This is a genomic window from Mesorhizobium cantuariense (assembly GCF_042647205.1).
Lineage (GTDB): Bacteria > Pseudomonadota > Alphaproteobacteria > Rhizobiales > Rhizobiaceae > Mesorhizobium > Mesorhizobium cantuariense.
The window spans coordinates 3688556-3708720 of record NZ_JBHRVD010000001.1 but is presented as its reverse complement, the minus strand read 5'-3'; the positions used below and the strand labels follow the sequence as shown (position 1 = coordinate 3708720).

General features: G+C 60.5%; 18 protein-coding genes, 9 pseudogenes, 1 riboswitch and 1 other annotated feature. Of the genes and pseudogenes, 13 read left to right on the top strand and 14 right to left on the bottom strand.

Going from position 1 to position 20165, the window contains the following annotated elements:
* Window positions 1-47: 47 nt before the first annotated feature.
* Window positions 48-254: an HWE histidine kinase domain-containing protein gene (locus tag ACFOJ9_RS17935; RefSeq protein ID WP_378987861.1), complete on the bottom strand. Its 207-nt coding sequence runs from the start codon at window positions 252-254 to the stop codon at window positions 48-50.
* A gap of 73 nt (window positions 255-327) precedes the next feature.
* Window positions 328-597, bottom strand: coding sequence for a hypothetical protein (locus ACFOJ9_RS17930; protein ID WP_378987858.1), 270 nt, complete (start codon window positions 595-597; stop codon window positions 328-330).
* Between the two features lie 167 nt (window positions 598-764).
* A riboswitch (Fluoride riboswitch) is annotated at window positions 765-826 on the top strand.
* A gap of 73 nt (window positions 827-899) precedes the next feature.
* On the opposite strand from ACFOJ9_RS17930, the gene crcB reads away from it, so the two are divergent.
* From crcB to ACFOJ9_RS17890, 8 genes and pseudogenes are all read left to right on the top strand, one after another.
* Window positions 900-1331, top strand: a complete 432-nt coding sequence (crcB, locus tag ACFOJ9_RS17925; protein ID WP_378987855.1) for a fluoride efflux transporter CrcB — start codon at window positions 900-902, stop codon at window positions 1329-1331.
* 40 nt (window positions 1332-1371) lie between these two features.
* Window positions 1372-2121 carry a COG4280 domain-containing protein gene (locus tag ACFOJ9_RS17920; RefSeq protein WP_378980244.1) on the top strand — a complete coding sequence of 250 codons (750 nt, stop codon included), beginning with the start codon at window positions 1372-1374 and terminating at the stop codon, window positions 2119-2121.
* The gene (locus ACFOJ9_RS17915) at window positions 2118-2327 is read left to right on the top strand and encodes a hypothetical protein (RefSeq protein WP_378980243.1); all 210 of its coding nucleotides are present in this window, start codon (window positions 2118-2120) and stop codon (window positions 2325-2327) included. The genes ACFOJ9_RS17920 and ACFOJ9_RS17915 overlap by 4 nt, the downstream gene beginning before the upstream one ends.
* A 302-nt stretch (window positions 2328-2629) precedes the next feature.
* Window positions 2630-2685 (top strand) — a sequence feature (sul1 is cis-regulatory element that is thought to sense ions involved in sulfur or methionine metabolism; They are found in Alphaproteobacteria).
* Window positions 2686-2757: 72 nt separating this feature from the next.
* Window positions 2758-4242 (top strand): SulP family inorganic anion transporter, encoded by a 1485-nt coding sequence (locus tag ACFOJ9_RS17910; RefSeq protein ID WP_378980242.1) that lies wholly within the window; start codon window positions 2758-2760, stop codon window positions 4240-4242.
* Window positions 4243-4253: 11 nt separating this feature from the next.
* Window positions 4254-5104: pseudogene (locus tag ACFOJ9_RS17905) on the top strand (universal stress protein).
* A gap of 32 nt (window positions 5105-5136) precedes the next feature.
* Window positions 5137-5295: a hypothetical protein gene (locus ACFOJ9_RS17900; RefSeq protein WP_378980241.1), complete on the top strand. Its 159-nt coding sequence runs from the start codon at window positions 5137-5139 to the stop codon at window positions 5293-5295.
* A 141-nt stretch (window positions 5296-5436) separates the two neighbouring features.
* Window positions 5437-5571, top strand: coding sequence for a hypothetical protein (locus ACFOJ9_RS17895; protein WP_378988344.1), 135 nt, complete (start codon window positions 5437-5439; stop codon window positions 5569-5571).
* Window positions 5572-5578: 7 nt separating this feature from the next.
* Window positions 5579-5622: pseudogene (locus ACFOJ9_RS17890) on the top strand (hypothetical protein); the annotation flags it as partial.
* A 377-nt stretch (window positions 5623-5999) separates the two neighbouring features.
* Here the strand turns inward: ACFOJ9_RS17890 and ACFOJ9_RS17885 are convergent.
* The 8 genes and pseudogenes from ACFOJ9_RS17885 to ACFOJ9_RS17850 all read right to left on the bottom strand — a co-directional run.
* A pseudogene (locus ACFOJ9_RS17885) lies at window positions 6000-6555 on the bottom strand (aldehyde dehydrogenase family protein); the annotation flags it as partial.
* Between the two features lie 125 nt (window positions 6556-6680).
* On the bottom strand, window positions 6681-8375 hold the full coding sequence (locus ACFOJ9_RS17880) for a GMC family oxidoreductase (protein ID WP_378980240.1): 1695 nt from the start codon (window positions 8373-8375) through the stop codon (window positions 6681-6683).
* The gene (locus tag ACFOJ9_RS17875; protein ID WP_378980239.1) at window positions 8372-9169 is read right to left on the bottom strand and encodes an ABC transporter permease; all 798 of its coding nucleotides are present in this window, start codon (window positions 9167-9169) and stop codon (window positions 8372-8374) included. Before ACFOJ9_RS17875 ends, ACFOJ9_RS17880 begins: the two co-directional genes overlap by 4 nt.
* Window positions 9170-9172: 3 nt before the next feature.
* On the bottom strand, window positions 9173-10045 hold the full coding sequence (locus ACFOJ9_RS17870) for an ABC transporter permease (protein WP_378980238.1): 873 nt from the start codon (window positions 10043-10045) through the stop codon (window positions 9173-9175).
* Between the two features lie 27 nt (window positions 10046-10072).
* Complete coding sequence (locus ACFOJ9_RS17865; protein WP_378980237.1) at window positions 10073-11107, bottom strand: ABC transporter substrate-binding protein; 1035 nt, start codon at window positions 11105-11107, stop codon at window positions 10073-10075.
* A 61-nt stretch (window positions 11108-11168) separates the two neighbouring features.
* Window positions 11169-12473, bottom strand: coding sequence for an NAD(P)/FAD-dependent oxidoreductase (locus ACFOJ9_RS17860; protein WP_378980236.1), 1305 nt, complete (start codon window positions 12471-12473; stop codon window positions 11169-11171).
* A 19-nt stretch (window positions 12474-12492) separates the two neighbouring features.
* Window positions 12493-13224 (bottom strand): HAD-IA family hydrolase, encoded by a 732-nt coding sequence (locus tag ACFOJ9_RS17855; protein ID WP_378980235.1) that lies wholly within the window; start codon window positions 13222-13224, stop codon window positions 12493-12495.
* 41 nt (window positions 13225-13265) lie between these two features.
* Window positions 13266-14357 carry an ABC transporter ATP-binding protein gene (locus ACFOJ9_RS17850; RefSeq protein ID WP_378980234.1) on the bottom strand — a complete coding sequence of 364 codons (1092 nt, stop codon included), beginning with the start codon at window positions 14355-14357 and terminating at the stop codon, window positions 13266-13268.
* Between the two features lie 234 nt (window positions 14358-14591).
* Between ACFOJ9_RS17850 and ACFOJ9_RS17845 the strand changes: the two genes are divergently transcribed.
* The 3 genes and pseudogenes from ACFOJ9_RS17845 to ACFOJ9_RS17835 all read left to right on the top strand — a co-directional run.
* Window positions 14592-15551, top strand: a complete 960-nt coding sequence (locus tag ACFOJ9_RS17845; protein ID WP_378987852.1) for a LysR family transcriptional regulator — start codon at window positions 14592-14594, stop codon at window positions 15549-15551.
* A gap of 24 nt (window positions 15552-15575) precedes the next feature.
* Window positions 15576-15804, top strand: a pseudogene (locus ACFOJ9_RS17840) (short-chain dehydrogenase/reductase); the annotation flags it as partial.
* A 1-nt stretch (window position 15805) separates the two neighbouring features.
* Window positions 15806-15986: pseudogene (locus ACFOJ9_RS17835) on the top strand (IS110 family transposase); the annotation flags it as partial.
* Here the strand turns inward: ACFOJ9_RS17835 and ACFOJ9_RS17830 are convergent.
* A pseudogene (locus ACFOJ9_RS17830) lies at window positions 15979-16626 on the bottom strand (IS110 family transposase); the annotation flags it as partial. The pseudogenes ACFOJ9_RS17835 and ACFOJ9_RS17830 overlap by 8 nt on opposite strands.
* A gap of 470 nt (window positions 16627-17096) precedes the next feature.
* Between ACFOJ9_RS17830 and ACFOJ9_RS17825 the strand changes: the two are divergent.
* On the top strand, window positions 17097-17270 hold the full coding sequence (locus tag ACFOJ9_RS17825) for a hypothetical protein (protein WP_378980233.1): 174 nt from the start codon (window positions 17097-17099) through the stop codon (window positions 17268-17270).
* Between the two features lie 166 nt (window positions 17271-17436).
* On the opposite strand, the gene istB is transcribed toward ACFOJ9_RS17825, so the two are convergent.
* The 3 genes and pseudogenes from istB to ACFOJ9_RS17810 all read right to left on the bottom strand — a co-directional run.
* On the bottom strand, window positions 17437-18219 hold the full coding sequence (gene istB / locus ACFOJ9_RS17820; RefSeq protein ID WP_378980232.1) for an IS21-like element helper ATPase IstB: 783 nt from the start codon (window positions 18217-18219) through the stop codon (window positions 17437-17439).
* Window positions 18209-18781 (bottom strand): annotated as a pseudogene (locus ACFOJ9_RS17815) (Mu transposase domain-containing protein); the annotation flags it as partial. The pseudogene ACFOJ9_RS17815 and the gene istB, both read right to left, overlap by 11 nt.
* Window positions 18775-19317, bottom strand: a pseudogene (locus ACFOJ9_RS17810) (transposase family protein); the annotation flags it as partial. The pseudogenes ACFOJ9_RS17815 and ACFOJ9_RS17810, both read right to left, overlap by 7 nt.
* Before the next feature lie 109 nt (window positions 19318-19426).
* Here ACFOJ9_RS17810 and ACFOJ9_RS17805 point away from each other — a divergent pair.
* Window positions 19427-20104: pseudogene (locus ACFOJ9_RS17805) on the top strand (copper oxidase); the annotation flags it as partial.
* Window positions 20105-20165: the final 61 nt, after the last annotated feature.

Sequence of the window (20165 nt, the reverse complement as noted above, 5' to 3'; positions counted from 1 at the left end):
TGCGACGGAAAGGGCCTTGTTCGCCTGCAAACGAATCGCAGGCCCGCTCATTGTGACCCGGTCGGTAAACGTTCCTCGGATCTGGAGACTGTCGGAGACCAGTTGGCCCAAGGATGCCTGCTCCAGCTGGTCTGGGTCAGGATGTTGTGCGCGGCGGAGAGGGCCATGAGGCGACCCTCGAAGGCGGCAATGAGCAAGACAATCCATCTTGGTTCCACTCTCGCGGACGGGTCGATCAGGCGGAGAACTGCCATCGCTCTGGTCGATGTTTGGTTCAGAAGCGCGGAAAGCGCCGTAATGATCTGCGCAATCACAAACGCTTCTGGATCATGATGCTGTCCGGAACCCCGTGCCATGCCACTCCGAGGCGCTGTCTCCGCTCCGTGCGCCCGCCCAGCACGATCCGACCGGCGCCCATAAGACCCCGACCGGCGCCCATAAAATGAAATCGTCGAGGCCCTCACGCTTCATAGGAAGGACCCTACCCAGGCCATAGGGTACGTCGACCACGAGACACTTCGCGTACCACCATGCGAACAGGATGCCGACAACGTTGCCCACGCCATGCCAATGAACCGCAAGCTGCCCGATCTGCACGACGACCGGACTAATGTCTGGGAAGGCCCGGGCCGCTGAGGGCAGGCTAAAGTACTCGCCCAATTGTAGGCTCCGAGCCGTAATTGCAGCCGGCTTTCAAGCACCAGCCGAGTTGGTTGTCAGCGTCGTATGTGACCTTGTGTACGGTCCAGAATTCGGGCTATTTTGCGTTTGATGGGAATGGAGTTCTCCCGAAACCGCCGGTAAGGCTGATGACTCCTACCGCGACAACCGCGGTGGGAATCTGTCTTGATCCCGCCGCTCTAGGCGGGCCGATGCTCGCCTCAGACAGAGGATCGAGCATGTCCTTTACAAATTGCCTTGTTGTGATGGCCGGTGGTGCCCTTGGCACCCTGGCGCGCTATGTGATTTCCGTGCTGGCTCTGCCGATCAGCGGCCCGTTGCCCTGGGGCACGATCATCATCAACGTCACCGGGTCGCTCCTCATCGGCTTTTTTGGAACGCTGACCTTTTCCAGTGGTCGTTTTCCGGTCTCAGAAACGCTGCGTCTTTTCGTCATGATCGGCATATGCGGCGGCTACACGACCTTCTCGTCGTTCAGCCTGCAGACCCTCGACCTGATTCGCACCGGCGGATTGGCAAAGGCAGCCCTGAATATCGGCCTCTCTGTCGTTTTGTGTGTTGGCGCAGTCGCGCTCGGTCACCTGATGGCAGCGCGCCTGAATGGCGGCGCGACGCAGATTTCTCAGCTCAACATCGAAGAGGAAGCATGAGCATGCTGTACGTCCTGAACATGCTGGAAGGGGTTTCGTCATGATTTCCTGGGCAACCGCAGCACCTGCCGTTACCGCCGCCTTTCTGGCTTCCCTGGTGGAAGCGGTCGAAGCCCTTACCATCGTGTTGGCCGTGGGCACTGTTCGCGGCTGGCGGCCGGCTTTGACCGGAACCGGGGCCGGATTGGCACTGCTTGTTCTGCTGGTGCTCGCACTCGGTCCGCTGCTCGATCTGGTACCGCTCCATGCGTTGCAACTGGTTATCGGTGTTTTGCTGCTGCTCTTCGGCCTGCGCTGGTTGCGCAAGGCCATTCTGCGCTCGGCCGGGGTGATCGCCCTCCATGATGAAACGAAGGCGTTCGCCAAGGAGGAAGCCAACCTGCAAACGGCCGAGCGCAACAAGGAGGCTCATCTCGACTGGATCGCCGGCATAACCGCGTTCAAGGCGGTTGTGCTGGAAGGGCTTGAGGTGGTCTTTATCGTCATTGCAGTGGGAGCCGGCAGGGGATTGCTGGTGCCTGCGGCGATGGGCGCGGCAGCCGCTTGCGTTGTTGTGCTGTTGATCGGCGTCATTGTCCATCGCCCCCTTGCCCGGGTGCCCGAAAACACACTCAAGTTTGGCGTCAGAGTGATGCTTTCGGCGTTTGGCGTGTTCTGGACGGGGGAAGGGCTGGGTGTCGACTGGCCTGGACATGATCTCTCCATCCTGGCCTTTGCCGCAATCTTCCTTGCAGTCGGCCTGGTGGCGGTCAAGCTGGCGATGCGCACGGCTTCAGAGGTGAAATTATGAATATAGCGTCGCTCATCCTTCGCGAATTGATCGGTATGTTCGTTGATGACGAGTTCCTGGCCTTGGCTGTGGTGGCAGTGGTCGCCATCGCAGGTCTTCTCGCTTGGCTCGCCGTGCCGCAATTTGTCGTGGGCGGGCTGTTGCTGGCTGGCTGCGTCGTTGTCGTGATGTCCAGTGCGTTACAGGCAAGCCGGAAAGCGCGCTGACGATCATCCATGTCTACCCTTGGCTGTCTCGGGGGGAGGGGTCGCCAGCCAACTGCGAAGTCCCGTCCATTTGGATACGCAAGACACGGCGGGGCGGCGGCCAGAAGTAAAGATAGGCTGCAATTGCGATGAGTATCGCGAGCATAAACCAAAGAGCCAGATGCAGTGGATCAAACTTGCGCATGTGCTGTCTCGGCTCCCTTGGCAAACATCCCAGAGCCCTCCTAACGCTAGGGTACGCGATTGCGCTTGCAAAGCCTTGTTGCACCGCAGCAGGGTTTGCGGCTAAGTGCAACATCTCGACTGGACCCGGTGAAACTCCGGGTGGCTCTTCCGACCGCCAATCCGCCGGACAACTCAACCGCATAACCAGTTTTGCAGGACGGGCCAAGTTGGGTCCGTGCGGTTGGTAAAATTTGACCGGACTCTCATGCTCTCACTTCACGCCCACCGGGATCAATGGCTCGGCAATATTCGTGGCGACGTGCTCGCCGGCCTCGTTGTCGCCCTGGCGCTTATCCCAGAGGCGATTGCATTCTCGATTATCGCCGGCGTCGATCCGAAGATCGGACTTTATGCCTCGTTCTCGATCGCGGTCATTGTTGCCATCACAGGGGGGAGGCCGGGGATGATCTCGGCAGCAACGGCAGCGACAGCCGTTCTCATGGTTACTCTGGTTCGCGACCACGGCCTGCAGTACCTCTTGGCCGCAACTGTGCTAGCCGGGCTCCTGCAGATCGGCGCTGGTCTCATCAAGCTCGGTTACGTCATGCGCTTCGTGTCGCGTTCGGTCATGACCGGCTTCGTCAACGCCCTTGCGATCCTGATTTTTATGGCCCAACTGCCCGAGCTGATCGGGGTGCCGTGGCTGACCTATGTGATGGTCGCGGCAGGCCTCGGCATCATCTATCTCTTCCCGCTGATCACCAAGGCGGTGCCATCGCCTCTGGTTTGCATCATCGTCCTAACAGCGATCGCGATGTATTTTGGCTTTGATCTGCGCACCGTGGGCGATATGGGCGAACTTCCCTCGACCCTGCCGGTATTCCTCATCCCGCGAATTCCGTTCTCTTTGGAGACGCTGCTGATCATCCTGCCATATTCTGCGGGGGTCGCCGCCGTGGGCTTGCTTGAATCGCTGATGACGGCCACCATCGTCGACGACCTGACCGACACGCCGAGCGACAAAAATCAGGAGTGTATCGGACAGGGCATCGCCAATATGGCCACCGGCTTCATCGGCGGCATGGCCGGTTGCGCCATGATCGGGCAATCGATGATCAACGTGAAATCCGGCGGCAGCGGCCGGCTCTCGACCTTCTGCGCCGGCATCGTCCTGCTGTTCATGATTGTCGTCCTCGGCCAGTGGGTGAAGCAGATCCCGATGGCTGCGCTGGTCGCCATCATGATCATGGTGTCGATCGGCACCTTCAGTTGGTCTTCGATCAAGAATCTGCGCAGCCATCCGCGCAGTTCGTCCGTGGTGATGCTGGCAACGGTCGCCTGTGTCGTCGTCACCCACAATCTGGCGATCGGCGTGCTGGTCGGCGTGCTGCTTTCAGGCATTTTCTTCGCCTGGAAGATCGCCCAGCTCTTCCGGGTCACGTCGACGCTTTCGGTGGATGGCGGCTCACGCGCCTATGTGGTCGAGGGCCAGGTGTTCTTCGCCTCGGCCGATGACTTCACCGCCTCCTTCGATTTCAAGGAGGCGCTGGAAAAGGTCACGATCGACGTCAGCCAGGCGCATATCTGGGACATTTCCAGCGTCGCCGCCCTCGACATGGTGGTGCTGAAGTTCCGCAGGGAAGGGGCTGACGTCCAACTCGTCGGCTTGAACGAAGCCAGCGAGACCATCGTCGACCGGCTGGCGATTCACGATAAGCCTGGGGCGCTGGAACGCCTCATGGGTCATTAGGGAGGAACGCAATGGCTAAAATAGTCGCCCTGGTAGACGGCTCCGTCTACGCACAAAGCGTCTGTGGCTACGCATCCTGGCTCGCTCTTCGAACCGGCTCGCCGGTCGAACTGCTGCATGTGCTGGGCCGCCGCGAAACCCACACCGTTCCCTCCGACCTGAGCGGCAGTATTGCGCTCGGCGCGCGCACCTCGCTGCTCGCGGAACTCAGTGCGCTTAACAGCGTGCAAAACTGGCCCAGAAGCGCGGGCGAGCCATCCTTGAGGACAGCAAGGCCGTGGTCGAAGCGGCCGGCGTCGGGCAGGTCACGGTGAAGCTGCGCATCGGCGACCTGGTCGACACCGTCACCGAATATGAATCCGATGCGGACCTGATTGTGATCGGCAAGCGCGGTGAGGCAGCGGATTTTGCCAGGCTGCATCTCGGCTCGAATATGGAGCGCGTTGCGGGGTCGAGCCCTAAGCCGGTGTTTGTCGCCTCCCGCGCCTTCAAGCCGGTCGAGCGGTTCATGATCGCTTACGACGGCGGCACAAGCAGCATGAAAGCGGTCGACTATGTAGCACACAGTCCGATCTTCGCCGGGCTGCATTGTCGATTGGTCACCGTGGGCGCCAATTCGGATGAAACACGCAAGCGCCTGGCCGATGCCGAGGCAGTGTTGCGCGGTGCCGGCTATGACGTTGAGGGCTTTGTCGCGCAAGGCCAGTCTGACGTCGTGCTGACGCAGTTCGCCGAAGATGGCAAAATAGATCTTCTGGTTATGGGTGCCTACGGGCATTCCCGCATCCGCAACCTGATCATCGGCTCGACCACCTCTGAAATGATCCGCTCCTGCAAGGTGCCGATCCTGCTATTCCGCTAAGGCAGCGGGTATCATCCAGTATTGGGACGGGCATGCATTTTCTTCTGACCTACGGCCGGTTCGCGCGGCGGAACTGGGACCACCTGCTTTTCGGTGCGATGCTGCTGGCGCTTTCAAGTTTCGGGCAGACTTACTTTATCTCGCTGTTCGGCACGCATTTCAGGCAGGATTTCCGCTTGAACGGCCTATAATTCTCCAGCCGGAAACCTACCCCGTTTGCCGGTTAGGCCCGGCGGCCGAACCCCGCCCCCCAGCCCCGGCCGCTGGGCCGCTAGGCGCTTGGCCGGCCTCTGGTGCAGTGGGAGACGATTTGAAGAAGGGAGGACATGGGGATGGCTGCCTATCTGATTGCCGATGTTGATGTCACCGACGCTGCCACGTTCGATGAACACAAGCGCGAGGTCCCGGCGACCGAAGCGCCATGGCGGGCGGTATCTCGCGCGCGGCGGCACGACCCGAGTACTTGAAGGCGACTGGGATCCGGATCGCCTGTCGAATTCCCCGACATGGCCGCGCTCACTGCCTGGTACGATTCTCCGGAGTACGAGCGCCTGAAGGAAATCCGCTTCCGCAGCGCCAGGGCTTTGAGGACCGGATATTTGAGGAGGGAGCCGCCTAGGGTTGCTGCTCATACGCTGCGAGTGCCTTGGCGACGCCGTGGCGCGGAAACAGCGCCAATCCTGCGAAGCCAGCTGCTCGGATGGCGGATCACCTGCCCGCATTGCGGAGCATTGCTGCGAGGGCTCGGCGATGTTGAACTTCCTCGCACCGGGGCGTATTGCCGCTTCGCGCCTGCCTGCACCACCCCGGCCATTCGGGGTCGCCGTCCGCGCACGCTCCGGTGCGGGCGCCTTTCGACGGATTTGGCCGGGTCTTGTCGGAGGGACGGACCATCGGGCGTGAATTCCGAAGGCTTGATGATGACGGTGCAGCCGGCCGCCAGTGCCGGGCCGCACTTGCGGGTGATCATGGCATTGGGGAAGTTCTAGGGGGTGATGACGGCAGCGATCACCGACCGGCTCCTTTGCCAGAAGAATGCGGGGGTCGGCTGAGGGTGATGGCAGCGTCGTGCCGTAGGTGCGGCGCGCTTCCTCGGCGAACCATTTGATGAAGGAGGCGCCGTAGAGAACTTCGCAGTGCTTCCGACAGCGACTTGTCTTGCTCGGCCGTCATGATCGACGCCAGATCGTCGGCATGTTCGAGCATCAGCGCGTGTCAGCGCTCAAGGTGTAGGGCACGTTAGGCTGGTGTAGTTAGGCGCCATTTCCGCAAGGCGGCAGTGGCGGCTGCGATCGCAGCCTCGGTATCTTCAGTGCCGCAGTCGGGGATATGGCCGATGATATCGCTGGTCGCGGAATCGTCGAGGCGACCGTGGCACCGGAGCCCGCCGGCAGCCACGCGCCGCCGATCAGGGCTTTCTCCACGAACAGGGAAGGATCTTTCAATGCCAGCGTGTCTCTTTCCTCAATATCGCTTGCGCCGGTCGATCAGACCGAGCGGCGGTTTGCCGTTTGCGTGACGGCGCATAATTTCAATGCGTTCTTCATGATTGTCTCCACCACACATATCGTGCCGGTCATTGCCCGCTTCGGATGAAGTGGGCGATCCGTTCGGCAATCATGATCGTCGGCATGTTGGTGTTGGCGCAGGGAATGGAGGGCATCAGCGATGCATCGCAGACCCGCAAGCCTTCGACGCCGTAGACCAGGCCGGCAGGGGAGGTAACGGCCATCGGATCGTCCGGCGACCCCATGCGGCAGGTGCCCGAGGGATGCCATGTGCCGCCGACATGGCGGCGAACGAACTCGGTAAGTGCGATATCGTCGTTCAGCAACCCATCCAATGTGGTGCCGAGCGTGACGGCTGAATGAATAAGTGCCGCGCGCAAGGGACCTGCAAGATCGAGCATGGCCGACAGCGCCCCGCGCTGGAGCGCATTCCACGCGCCGGGAACCGCAACCTTTGCCACCCGAGGGGAATAGCTGGACGGAAACACCGTGCCGCGATAGCCGTCCATATGTGGGTCGGAAAGCGCTTGCGCGCCCATACGAAGCGCGAGTTTCAGCCGCTCCAGATCGCGCTCGTCGGTCAGCATGCGGAAATCGACGTCCGGCTCGACAAGCGGGTCGGCGGAGGCAAGTTTCAAAAAGCCGCGCGAATAGGACTTGTTGACCCAGAAGAACAGGCTGCCCATACGAAGCCCGACCGAATGCCAGCCAGCGCGCGACAGGATGGCGGCGTGCATGTCACCCCGCGGCGCATCTTGCAGGCCGGAGGAGAAGCGCCAGACCGCCTGTTCATGGTGTTCCGCCCGGTCGCGCACCCGCATCGACGGTGGCAGATAGGCAGCCACGGCGATCGAAGGGTGCTCCATCAGGTTCCGACCAATCCCTGAGCAGGATGCGATGACCGGGATGCCGAGCGCGGTGAGATCGGCACCGGGGCCGATGCCGGAGCGCAGCAGCAGTGCCGGTGAGTGGATCGCGCCCGATGCGACGATGATCTCATGCGCCGCGATCGTATCGGGGGTGCCGCCAGTGATCTCTGCTCCCACGGCGCGGATACCGTCGAACAGGATGCGGGTCGCCGTGCTGTCGGTGATGATCCTGAGATTTGGCCGGCGGCGGACTTCCGGCGTCAGATAGGCGAGCGATGTAGGCAGGCGCTCGCCGGTGTCGCTGACAGCGATCGCCCCGTGAAAGGCGCCGTCTTCCCACGCGCCGTTCTGGTCCGGACGGATTGGGTGGCCGCGCTTTTCCAGCGTTTTCATGACGCGATCCACGAAGGGCGATATTTTGTCGTCGGCGATCCGGCGGATCGTCAGCGGCCCGTCGGTTCCATGCAGCGGTCCCTTGAAATCGCGGTCGGTCTCGATCTTGAGGAAATTGGGCAGGCAGTCCTCCCAGCCCCAGCCGCTGGCGCCCAGCGCCTCCCATTCCGCATAGTCCGACGGTGCGCCGCGATTGGCCATCATGGCATTGATCGCCGAGCCGCCACCGAGCAATCTCGCCTGCTCGTAGCGGCGGGATAAGCGGGGTGCGCTGTTCGACCTTGAGTACCCCATCAGGGAGGTCAGAGAGGCCCAGATGTTGCTTGTGTCGAGATAGGCGCGGCCGGGATAGCGGCTGCGAACGTCGTCCGGTATGTCGCCGACAGCGATGTTGCGGCCAGCCTCGACCAGGACAACGGTGCGCTTCGGATCTTCCGACAGCCGCGCGGCCAGAACGCATCCGGCTGAGCCACCGCCGAGTATAAGGTGATCGGCGGTCATGCCGCCTTGCCGTGTTTACGATCCGTGCTGCGGGCGTTGAGCGCCACCAGCATCACCAGAATGAAGGAAATTGCCGTCAGCAGCGAACTGATCGCCGCGATCGTCGGATCGATCTCGTCGCGCAGCGCGGTGAACATGCGCTTGGTCAGCGTTTGGTATTGGCCGCCGGAAATGAACAGCGATACGACGGTCTCGTCGAGAGCTGAAATGAAGGCGAACAGCATCCCGGAAATCACGCTGGGCCGGATCTGCGGCAGGGTGACCACGAAGAAGGTGCGCAGCCGGTTCATTCCCAGGCTGCGCGAAACCATCTCCTGCGTCGGATCGAATTTCCGCAGCCCCACCAGAACGGAGATGATGACGTAGGGAAGACCGAGCATCGTATTGGCGAGGATCAGCCCGGTCATGCTGGCAAGAAGACCGACCTGAGCATAGACGAGGAACACGCCAACGGCGGTGATGACGATCGGAACCACGAGCGGCAACAGCAACAGCATCTGCAGGCTGCGCACCAGACGGGAAGACGTCATGTTCAGCGCGTAGGCTGCGGCCGTGCCAAAGATCGTCGCCAGAATGGCACTCGAAACCGAGACGATGAGGCTGACCCGCGTTGCCTGCATCCATGCAACGCTGCCGAGATAGGCCTCATACCAGCGCAGCGACCAGGATGGAGGCGGAAATGTCAGGAAGCGGGCGCTCGAAAAGGACATCGGCACGATGATGATGATCGGTATGATCAGCCAGGCCAGAATAAAAGCAACGATGCCATAAAGCAGAACAGTGGGCATGCGCATGCGTCACCTCGTTCCCATGATGCGTTCAAAAGGAATAGCCAGGCTCGCCAGCCTGAAGATCAGAAAAACGCAGATCATCAGGACGACGCTGATCGACGATGCCGCACCCCACTCGTTGTAGACTTCGATGTTACGGGAAACGAGCATGGAAACCATGTAGGTGCGCCCGCCGCCGAGCAGCTCCGGCGTGATGTAGAAACCGAGCGTGAGCACGAAGACCAGAACCATGCCGGCGATCATTCCGGGCAGCGACAGCGGCAGGAAGACCCGAGCGAAGACATGCGATGGCGATCCGCCAAGGCTTGCGCCAGCCATCGTCAGTTCGGGCGGGATCTTCTTCATCGTTGCGTAGAGCGGCAGCACCATGAACGGCAACAGGATGTGGATGGTGGCCAGTACCGTGCCGAATTCATTGTTGACGAGCAGAAGTGGGCTGTCGATCAACCCGGCGCTTTTCAGCGCGGAATTGACGATGCCGGTTCTCTGCAACAGGATGAGCCAAGCATAGGCCCGCACGAGAACGCTGGTCCAGAAGGGCAGCAGGACCATTGCCAGGACGAGTACGCTCCAGCGCTGGGGCAGGCCCGCCGCCACATAGGCGACGGGGTAGCCGAGCAAAAGCGTTACCAGCGTGACGACGACGGCGATACGAAAGGTCTGGAGGAAGGTCATCCAATAGACGGAATCGGTCAGGAACCGTTGATAGTTCACGATCGTAAACCCGCCATCCTGCCAGATCGACTGCCAGGCAAGCCAGAGCAACGGCACGATCAGCAGCGACACGATGACGAGGAGCGCCGGAGCAAGGAGCATGAGCATCAACCTCTGCTCCCTGCGGTCATGCAGCATCGATGGATTGCTTGTCGACATGGTCATCAATGACGCTCCCCGGTCCGCCGGCGATTACTGCTGGATGAAGGCTGCCCAGCGCTTCTGCGCTTCCTCGCCTGCCGGCGAACTCCACCATGCATCCGATACCAGAACCTGCTTGGCGGCATTGTCGGGTGAACTTGGCATTTGCGCCGCGCGTTCCGCAGTAATCTTGCCGGTCTTGTAAGCTTCGGGGTTGCCCGGGCCGTAATCGATATAAGCCGGGAAGTTTGCCTGAATCTCCGGCGTCATCGCCGCATTGATGAACTTCACCGCCGTGTCAAGATTGGGCGCGCCCTTCAGAATGCACAGAGAGGTATATTGCAGGAAACCCTGATTGAATGTGTAGCTGATCGGGGCACCTTCCTTGGCAACGGCGGTCACCCGTCCGTTCCAGGCCATTTCCATATCGACCTCACCATCGGCGAGAAGCTGCGCGGACTGGGCGCCCGACGTCCACCAGACCGTCACGTATGGCTTGATTTCCTCAAGCTTCTTGAAGGCACGGTCGACATCCAGGGGATAGAGCTTGTCGGGTGCAACGCCATCCGCCAGAAGCGCTGCCTCTAGTGTAGCCAAGGGGTGGTTGCGAAGCGCGCGCGTTCCCGGGAATTTCTTCACGTCCCAGAAGTCAGCCCAGGTCTGCGGTGGCTTGTCGCCGAACTTGTCCTTGTTGTAGGCGAGAACGCTGGAATAGAACTCATAGGCGACGGAATAGGGGCTCCTGTACTCCGCAGGCATCTTTTCTGCATTGGGGATCTTGGAGAAATCCAGGGTTTCGATCATGCCTTGCTGGCCGCCGCGAATGCAGTCCTGCGTGGGCGTATCGACGACATCCCAGATCGGTTTGCCGGTCGCCGTCTGGGTCTTGATGACGGGCCAGGCATCCGGGGCGCTGTCCTGGTTGATGGTAATGCCGAGCAGTTTGGCGACCGGATCGAGGATCGCCTTGGTTTGCGCCTCCTGATAGGCGCCGCCCTGCGACACGAAGGTGACCTGTTCGGCCATTGCGAGCCCGGCGGAAAAGGCGACGACTGAAGCGGAAAGCACGAGCGTGGAAAATTTCATGTCCGTTCTCCTCTTTTGGCAGGATTTCAAACCCTGCTTTTGACGTTGGAAATGCAGGGTCTTAGCGCCCGATTGCATCCAGAAACTGGTACCAGCCGGCAACAAGCCGGACAGCGGGTTCGCGGATGGGATAGAAGGGAACGGATTTCAGCCGCTCCGAAGTCAGAAGCCCGAGATCGGGATTTTCGCCGGCGACGATCGCGGCAACATGCTTGCCCATGGTGGAGGCAAGCGCGACGCCAGTGCCGTTGTAGCCGACCGCATACACGATCCGGTCGTCGAGTCGGCCGACATGCGGGATGCTGTCCATGGTCATGGCGACGAGGCCGGACCAGCGGTGCGTGACGGCGGCATCGGAAAGTTCCGGGAACTGACGCACCATCGCCTTGTGCAAAGCAGCAAAGGCGCTCTCGGAGTCCGTCTTGCCGAAGGCACCGCGGCCGCCATAGAGCAGGCGGTCGCCGGCCTTGCGGAACCAGCGCATCATCCGCCGGGTCTCCGTGTAGCTGCGGCCCTTCGCCAGCAACTGGCTGCCGGCCCTGCCGGAGAGTGGTTCCGTAGCGATCATTGCCGAGCGAAAGGGAATGATCGCCTTGCGCACCGCCGCCGTGGCCTTCGTCAGGTCGGAATAGGAGTTGGTCGCGATAACGGCCTGTCTGGCGGTGATCGTTCCACCTGGCGTTTCCAGCAACACGCCGGATTCTTCGCGCCGCAGATCGGTCACCGGTGTATTTTCGAATATCGGTATCCCTGCCGCCTTCAGACCCGTCGCAATGCCGAGCACGAAATTGAGCGGATGGATGATGCCGCCATGGGTGTTGAGCATGCCACCGACGAAATCTCGCGAGCCGGTTTCCGTCGCCATTTCCTCTGCCGAAAGCATGGAGCAGGCGTTGTCGCCGAGAGCCTGACGCAGCCAGTCAGCCTCCTTCTTCAGCGAGGCGAGGGAGACCGCATTGTGGGCGCAACGCAGCGATCCGGTCGGCCGATAATCAGCGGCGACGATGCCATAATCCTCGACGAGTTCGCCGACATGATCGATGCTCTCGATGCCGAGATCGTGCATGCGGCGAGCCGTGTCGAGGCCATGGCGGCTGGCAATATCAGAGAAGGATATCCGGAACTTGCCGGAGACGACGCCGCCGTTGCGGCCGCTCGCGCCCCATCCGATACGGCTTGCTTCCAGCACGACGGTCGACAGACCACGGCGGGCGAGGTAGCGCGCCGTGGTCATGCCCGTATAGCCGCCGCCGATGATCGCGACGTCAAATTGATGACCACCCGCCAGCGCGCCGAAGACCGGACGGTCGGTGGCCGTCTGCTGCCAGAGCGAGGCAATATCAGGGAAAGGAGGATGGGCGGTCATCGTCTGTCCGTTTCCGTTCTCAGGCCGCGTTGGCGGTCTGGACGCTCGCGGCCAGTTCGGCGTCGACGGCGTCGGCAAGCTGTTTCAGCGAGGAAAAATGGAAGTCCGGCTTTGTCACCGCCTTGGGCTTCGGTGTACCCCCGAACCCATTCTGGCCCTGGCGTCGTTCGATCCAGCAGGTCGTGTAGCCGAGTTCCTTCGCCACACCGATGTCGTGGTGCTGGCTCTGGGCGACATGCAGGATTTCCGACTGGTTGTAGCCGGAGGCGGATTGACGACCCTTGTTGAAGGCGAAAAACTGTGGATTGGGCTTGGCACATCCCGCCTCGTCGCAAGTCACGCTGTCATGAAACGGATTGCCCAGTGTGGCCGAATAGGCCGAGAAGGCGGTGCGGTCGGCATTTGTCATCGCGACCAGCCGGAAGTTGCGGCGCAGCCGCGCCAGCGCCGCGACGGAATCGGAAAATGCTGGCCAGCGCAGGACCGCGAGCTGAAATGCTTCCGCCGTCGCATCGCTTTTCGTGAAGCCGAGCTCCGACGCGAGAGAAAGATAGACATCCTTCATGGCGAAGGAGGAGCGTCCGTAAAATTTGTCGCGACCGCGCAGGTAGGGCTCGAAGATGTCGTCGTCCGACGCGGCCGCGGCTTTGTCGCCGCCCAGCGCTCGAACGGCATTCAGGACGCCCGTTTCGAAATCAATCAGAGTGCCGACGACGTCGAAGGTCATGATCTTGAATTCGGATATTTTCATAGTCTTCTTTCCTTGTTGGCTTTGTAAGGGAAGGCGGGCCTTCAGGAGGCTTCTGGAACCAGGATCGTGTCGTCGGGATGCAGGGCCACCGTGATGGGATCGCCTGGCCTTTTGAGTTGCAACCGACCGGTATGGTTGCTGGGAAGCCTGAGGCTGAGGTCGCTACCAGATAAGAGCTTCAGGAAAACCCTGATGCTTTCGCCCTGATAGAGCGTTTCGGTCACGGTTCCCGTCAGCCGGTTTGAGCCGGCAGGCTCGCTGCCGTCGGCGACGACGAGCTTTTCGGAATGGACCACGAGATGAAGAGGCCGGTTTGCCGGAACCGGATGCGAGGTCCGCAGCACGGTATCGCCCAGTTGCACGCTGTCGTTGCTCTTGCGCTCGACCGGCAACAGTGTCGCCTCGCCGACAAACCGGGCGACGAAGGAATCGGCCGGACGATCGTGCAGCTGCTCGGGCGTATCGACCTGTACGAACTTGCCCTTGTTCATGATGGCGACACGGTCGCTCATCGTCAGAGCTTCGCGCTGGTCGTGCGTGACGTAGATTATTGTCGCATCGAGCTTCCTGTGCAGCCGCTTGAGCTCGATTTGCATGGATTCGCGCAATTGCTTGTCGAGCGCGGACAAGGGTTCGTCCATCAGGATCAGCCGCGGCTCGAAAATTATGGCGCGGGCAAGGGCGACACGCTGGCGCTGGCCACCTGAAAGTTCATGGATGCGCCGGTCGTCGTAGCCGGTGAGTTCAACCATATCGAGCGCGCCCTGCAGTTTGCTGGGCCAGCTTGATTTGGGCAGCCGCCGGGCGCGCAGCGGGAATGTGATGTTCTCGGCGACGCTCATGTGCGGGAAAAGCGCATAGTTTTGGAACACGATTCCGATATCGCGTCTGTGCGGCGGCTCGGATGTAATGTCTCGCTCGCCTAACCATATCGAACCCGACGTCGGTTGTACGAAGCCGCCTAAAATACCCAGGAATGTCGTCTTGCCCGATCCGGAGGGGCCGAGGATGGAGACGAATTCGCCCGCGGCCACCTCCAGGCTGACCTTGTCCAGGGCCTGGAAGCTCCCATATGCCTTGCTCGCCGCGCGAATGGATACGCCCACGCGATCCGGCTGTTTCGTTTCAACCATATGATTCCACTGCAAAATATTTGCGCATCAACGCCTGGTCGGCGTGCGCTTCATCTTTGTCGAGCGGAAACTTGAACATGGAGGCCATCCCTGGACTTAACTTGCCCTGTACGGTCGCATGTGCTGTTCCCAAGTCTTGGTGAAGGTCTTTTTTGCCTTGCTTGACCGGCAGCAGATCAAAGAAACGGCATGTTCGCAATTGAAAAAAAGTTTGGAAAGATGTTACATGATGTAATGAACAAATTGCGACGATCCCTGCCGTCGATGAACGGCCTGTTTACGTTCGAGGCCGCGGCACGGTGCGCCAGTTTTTCCAGGGCGGCGGAAGAGCTCAATGTCACGCCTGCTGCCGTCAGCCGGATGATCGCGCGCCTGGAAGAGCGCCTGGGGACGGCGCTGTTTGCGCGTCAGGCGGGGGGCGTCGGTCTGACCGAGTCCGGCCGGCTGCTCTTCGATGCGATTGCCCGGGGTTTTTCAGGGATCGAAAATGCCCTGCGCGAAATCGAGGATCGCCGCATCGGCATTCAGACGGTTTCACTGTCGGTTTCAACCGGCTTCACAACGCACTGGATGATGCCGCGCATGGCGGATTTCAAGAAGCAGTTTCCCACCGTCGACCTGCGTTTCCAGCTGGTGATGGGCGCGCTGTCAGGTCCGGTCAACGATGTTGATCTTGGCATGCGCTTCGTCAACGGTCCCGACGAGCGCCATGAGGCAGCCTTTATCATGCCGGAGATACTGGTCCCGATCTGTAGCCCTTCCTACCGCGAGAGCCACGGGCCGGATGGGGGTGACGTGAGCCGGACTCCCGACACCACGATCAACCTCAGCGAAGCCCAGCCGAACTGGTCCAGCCTGTTTTCCTCCGCAAACGACGGCGATGCGCTGAATTCGATGATTTTTTCGGACTATGCCATTGTCGTGCAAGCCGCTCTCCTGGGGCAGGGCGTAGCGCTCGGCTGGCTGAACGTCGTCGCGCACTGGCTGCGAACCAAAGCGCTGGTGCCGGCGCGCGAGCATCTCATGACAACCGGCCGCCAATGCCATCTTGTCCGTTTGCGCGACAAGCCCGCCCGCCCCATCGTGACGCAGGTCCGGGATTGGATGATCGCAGAACTCAACGACGATATCGCAGCGGTGGATGCGCTTTACCCGGCTCTGGGTCTCGAACCAAAGACCTGGTTGAAAACCTGACGTCGAGCGCAGCCTGTTGCAATCATCGAGACCATGATTGTCGATCCGGGCTTCTTCCGCACGGAGTTGCTCACCGAGGAATCGACGCAGTGTGCTTTCGGTCCGGACTACACCGAACGACGGACCCAGTTGGAGCAATTCTATACCTCCCATAACGGCAAGCAGGGAGGTGATCCTGCCAACGCTGACGGGTCAGGACGAACTGCCGCGCCGTTTCCTCGCGGGTGCAGATGCCGTTGCTGCCGCAGACCAGGCTGGTCAGGATCACGACCGATCTCTCCAACCAGATTCGCGGGCTCATGAAGACGTTCGGGCTGGTCATTCCGCGAAGCAAGGGCGGCAAGTTCGAAGCCGAGGCCCGGCGCCTGCTGGCCGGTCAGGAAGAGCTCGCCCGGATTGTCCTGCCAATTCTCGAAGCCTGGCTCAACATGCGCGCCCGCGTTCGTTCGTCTTCACGAGCGAGATGCCGGACCTGCCGATCAAGCTTCTCCTGTTCACAGCAGACCTGCTCATGGACAGACAGAAGCGCCTGAACCAAAGGGCGAAGCGGATGGCCGTCAGCAACCAGTTCCCAAACCTTTCGCCGGAACTGTGACCCAATCGATCGACTGAACTGCAGCCCATATTCCTTCAGCATGGACCGCGTCTGGTTTTCTAGATCGCGACGGATCTCGACAAGTCTGGACCGCGCGACCAGCATGGACCCGGTGGCCTGACTCTCTGCGCTCTTGACCTTCACTTCCCGATACCAGCCGACGCGAACCAGTTCGGCCAGGCCGCGGGCATCGTTCTCATCGCTCTTGTTCATTCGGACTGAAAGCGCTGCCTTCGCATGCCGAGCATCAATGCAGACGACCGGCAACCCGACCCTTTTCAGCTCGTGCCAGAGCCAGCTGGACATGGCACCTGTCTCAAATCCGATGCGCTCGGCGTGAGGCGCACGTTTACGCAGCAACTCCGTCAAGGCCCCTGGATCGGACTTCGCCTTTCCCTGGAACACCGTCTTTCCAGTATCGTCGACCACGCAGACGCTCGTCTCCCTCTGTGACACATCCAATCCGACATATTGCTTCACTGCGGCCTCCTTGATCTCAATCGTCGGCGGCTTTTGCCGTCAGCCGAGTCTTCGTTCAAAGGAGCGACGGCAGCAATTACGTCATCGTTTCCAAAACTGACCCCCGATCTGGTCAATTTTGCACGCCGATTCACATCCCGCTCAACCAGAATATCTGTTCGATCGCCGCATTAATGAACGCGGGTCGAGCATAGCGAGCCTCCTGATGGTACCACCATCGAAAGCGCGGCATGTTTCGGCAGACGACCCAAACAATGAGGTTCGCAGCATTCGGTGGCGCCCAACGTTTTCAAGCATCGAGTTGAGGCGTATATCTCGGTCCCGCTCTTCGGGTCGCGGTGCGAAAAATATGTTTGGTCTTGGCCAAGTCTCAGGAGCTTTAGAGCGGGGCCAGCCACCGAATTTTTGGTCGTGCCGCCGAAAGAAGCTCGCTACGAAAATCCCCCTACCGGGCCAGGATAGAAGCCGCTTTGTCGGCAGCGATGTCGGGCTACGAATTCACAGTCACCATCAATCATCCCAAGCGCCACGACGAGGAAGACTTCTTTCTCGACCCGAATGGCGCGACAGATATAGAGATGTTGCAAAACATCGCCGACGCGCTTGCGCCCTTCATCGACGACAAGCCCCCAAAGATGAAATAGATGAGCGTCGCAACCTAGGGCCTTAACGTCCCAGCGGCAGTTTGGACGCCGAAATCAGCTCTTCCTCGTCTCTCACTCCCACTGTTGATTTTCACTGAGAACTGACCCGGCATTTCCACCGAGATTTGACCCGCCTTTCATGTATGTTTCGGTTCGGGGTTGAGGGTCAAGGTTCTGGCTTTCTCCTTGCTTTCTTAGGCTCGTGGGCAGAGCTATTTTTGAATCGGAAGCTGTCGTTTCCGGTTTCCAGGATGTGGCAATGATGGGTCAGCCGGTCGAGTAGCGCGGTTGTCATCTTGGCATCGCCGAAGACGCTGGCCCACTCGCTGAAGCTGAGGTTGGTGGTGATGATGACGCTGGTGCGTTCGTAGAGTTTGCTCAGCAGATGGAAGAGCAATGCTCCACCTGATGCACTGAACGGCAGATAGCCAAGTTCGTCCAGGATGACGAGATCGGAATGGACGAGGCGATTGGCGATCTGGCCGGATCTCCCCTGTGTCTTCTCCTGTTCCAGCGCATTGACCAGCTCGACCGTCGAGAAGAAGCGAACCCGCTTGTGATGGTGCTCGATGGCCTGCACGCCGAGGGCCGTGGCAACATGGGTTTTGCCTGTTCCGGGGCCGCCGACGAGCACAATGTTGTGGGCCTCATCGACGAACTCGCAACGATGAAGCTGCCGCACGAGTGCCTCGTTGATCTCGCTGCTGGCGAAGTCAAAGCCGTTGAGATCGCGATAGGCTGGAAAGCGTGCCGTCTTGAGCTGATAGGCTGTCGACCTGACCTCGCGTTCCGCCGTCTCGGCCTTGAGCAGTTGCGACAGGATCGGAATGGCGGCTTCAAACGCCGGCGCTCCCTGTTCGGTGAGCTCGCCTACAGCCTGCGCCATGCCGTGCATCTTCAGGCTCCGGAGCATGATGACGATTGCGCCGCTGGCAGGGTTATGACGCATGGCGCACCTCCAGGGCCTTCCTCAACGCGTCGTAGCGTTCGACATTTGCTCTCGGCTCATTGGTAAGCGTCAAAGCCTGAGGAGCATTGATGGTTGGGGGCGTGAGCGATTTGCCGTCGATCAGACGATGGAGCAGATTAAGCACATGGGTCTTGGTAGGAATACCGCCCTGCAACGCCATTTCCACGGCGCAAAGCACGGCCTGCTCGTCGTGCTGAAGGACAAGTGCCAGTATGTCGACCATCTCGCGATCGCCGCCCGGCTTCTTGAGCAAATGCTGCTGCAACGACCTGAATGCATCGGGAAGTTCGGCAAAGGGTGCTCCGTTGCGTAGGGCGCCTGGCTTGCGCTGAACGACAGCCAGATAGTGCCGCCAGTCATAGATCGTCTGCCCTGGTCGATCATGCGAGCGATCGATGATGCGGCGATGCTCGCAGATGGTCAAACCTTCCGCAGCAACCACGACACGATCCGGATAGACCCGCAGGCTCACGGGCCGATTGGCAAAGGACGCCGGCACGCTGTAGCGGTTGCGCTCCAGATGCACGAGGCAGGTTGGCGCTCGAGATCGCAGACAATCGTCCCGTACCGCTGGCCGCGCCGGAATGCAAAGTCGTCAATGCCGATGATCGCAAGCTCATCACGCGGCTGTTCAGTCCGCCGGCGCACGACACGCAATAGGGTATCGTTGCTCACCGGCATCATTAGGCGATCCGCAAAGGCTGCGGCCGGTCTGCCACCCAACGCCAACCCCAGATGATGTACGATGGTCTCAAGGCGTCCTGTTCTTCGCGACAACGGGGCCAGTATATTGGTGCCAAATCGCTCAGCAAAAATGCGGCGGCGGCAAAGAACGGCATCACACCAGAAACGGCGAACCGTCACCCGTAAGACAACCCGTCGGCCCGCGATGGGCAGATCGGCGGCTTGCCGCAGATATCGGCTCTGGATCCGGCGTGAACTCGTCCCACAGCACGGGCACATCGCCGAAGCTGCTGCGGCGCGCACGTCAAGAAATATACAATCCCCGTCGATTTCCGCATGTTCGACGAGCAAGCCATGCGGTGCCAGTCTCGTCGACCCAAATCTCTGTTCCATCGCGCTGATTCCCCTCGGAAACCGCGACATCACCCTTCACATGCAGCAAGATTGAGTCAGAGCCCCTTTTGCGCGAAAATACGGGGGCCCGATTCCGTGATCATTGACATTCGAGCTCAGGTCATCGGTGATCCGCTGGCACATCCTGCCCAATGTGACCGTAGACGCCTATGCCTATAATGACGAAATTCCCGGTCCGCGCATTCATATTCGCCAAGGCGATCGAATCCGGGTCAATGTCACCAATGCGCTGCCTGAGGAGACAACGATCCACTGGCACGGCATGATCCTGCCCAACCAGATGGACGGGGCGGCGGAAATAACCCAGCCACCCATAGAACCTGGACAGATCTATTCCTATGAATTCACGGCGACGCAACACGGCACGTATTTCTATCACCCGCACGCCAAGCCGGACCGGACGCAGGCGCTTGGTCTCTATGGCGCGCTGCTCATCGATCCGGCCAACCCGGCCGACGAAGTCGCGGCCGACCACGACTATGTCATCCAGTTGCAGGAATGGCTGCTGCGCGAGGGCCTGACCTATCCTTCGATGCCGATGGACGGCGGCATGCCGAACTTCTTCACCATCAACGGCAAGGCCTACCCCTCGACCGAGACCATCCACATGAAGCTAGGCGAGACCTTGAAGGTGCGCTTCATCGGCACCAACAATGGCCTCATCCACCCCATGCACATCCATGGCGGCCCATTCGAGGTCGTGGCTCGCGACGGCGAGACGGTTCCCCCTTCGGCTCGCTTCCTCGCCGATACGTATCCATCCGGCGTGTCGCGCCTTGTTCGGGTGATGAACGAGTGGTCTTAAGCGTGCTCTTATGAGCGCACTT

Excerpts from the sequence above, each read along its gene's own strand:
- ACFOJ9_RS17935 (WP_378987861.1), bottom strand. The coding sequence starts at position 254 with ATGGCAGTTCTCCGCCTGATCGACCCGTCCGCGAGAGTGGAACCAAGA.
- crcB (WP_378987855.1), top strand. The coding sequence starts at position 900 with ATGTCCTTTACAAATTGCCTTGTTGTGATGGCCGGTGGTGCCCTTGGC.
- ACFOJ9_RS17920 (WP_378980244.1), top strand. The coding sequence starts at position 1,372 with ATGATTTCCTGGGCAACCGCAGCACCTGCCGTTACCGCCGCCTTTCTG.
- ACFOJ9_RS17915 (WP_378980243.1), top strand. The coding sequence starts at position 2,118 with ATGAATATAGCGTCGCTCATCCTTCGCGAATTGATCGGTATGTTCGTT.
- ACFOJ9_RS17910 (WP_378980242.1), top strand. The coding sequence starts at position 2,758 with ATGCTCTCACTTCACGCCCACCGGGATCAATGGCTCGGCAATATTCGT.
- ACFOJ9_RS17900 (WP_378980241.1), top strand. The coding sequence starts at position 5,137 with ATGCATTTTCTTCTGACCTACGGCCGGTTCGCGCGGCGGAACTGGGAC.
- ACFOJ9_RS17895 (WP_378988344.1), top strand. The coding sequence starts at position 5,437 with ATGGCTGCCTATCTGATTGCCGATGTTGATGTCACCGACGCTGCCACG.
- ACFOJ9_RS17880 (WP_378980240.1), bottom strand. The coding sequence starts at position 8,375 with ATGACCGCCGATCACCTTATACTCGGCGGTGGCTCAGCCGGATGCGTT.
- ACFOJ9_RS17875 (WP_378980239.1), bottom strand. The coding sequence starts at position 9,169 with ATGCGCATGCCCACTGTTCTGCTTTATGGCATCGTTGCTTTTATTCTG.
- ACFOJ9_RS17870 (WP_378980238.1), bottom strand. The coding sequence starts at position 10,045 with ATGACCATGTCGACAAGCAATCCATCGATGCTGCATGACCGCAGGGAG.
- ACFOJ9_RS17865 (WP_378980237.1), bottom strand. The coding sequence starts at position 11,107 with ATGAAATTTTCCACGCTCGTGCTTTCCGCTTCAGTCGTCGCCTTTTCC.
- ACFOJ9_RS17860 (WP_378980236.1), bottom strand. The coding sequence starts at position 12,473 with ATGACCGCCCATCCTCCTTTCCCTGATATTGCCTCGCTCTGGCAGCAG.
- ACFOJ9_RS17855 (WP_378980235.1), bottom strand. The coding sequence starts at position 13,224 with ATGAAAATATCCGAATTCAAGATCATGACCTTCGACGTCGTCGGCACT.
- ACFOJ9_RS17850 (WP_378980234.1), bottom strand. The coding sequence starts at position 14,357 with ATGGTTGAAACGAAACAGCCGGATCGCGTGGGCGTATCCATTCGCGCG.
- ACFOJ9_RS17845 (WP_378987852.1), top strand. The coding sequence starts at position 14,592 with ATGAACAAATTGCGACGATCCCTGCCGTCGATGAACGGCCTGTTTACG.
- istB (WP_378980232.1), bottom strand. The coding sequence starts at position 18,219 with ATGCGTCATAACCCTGCCAGCGGCGCAATCGTCATCATGCTCCGGAGC.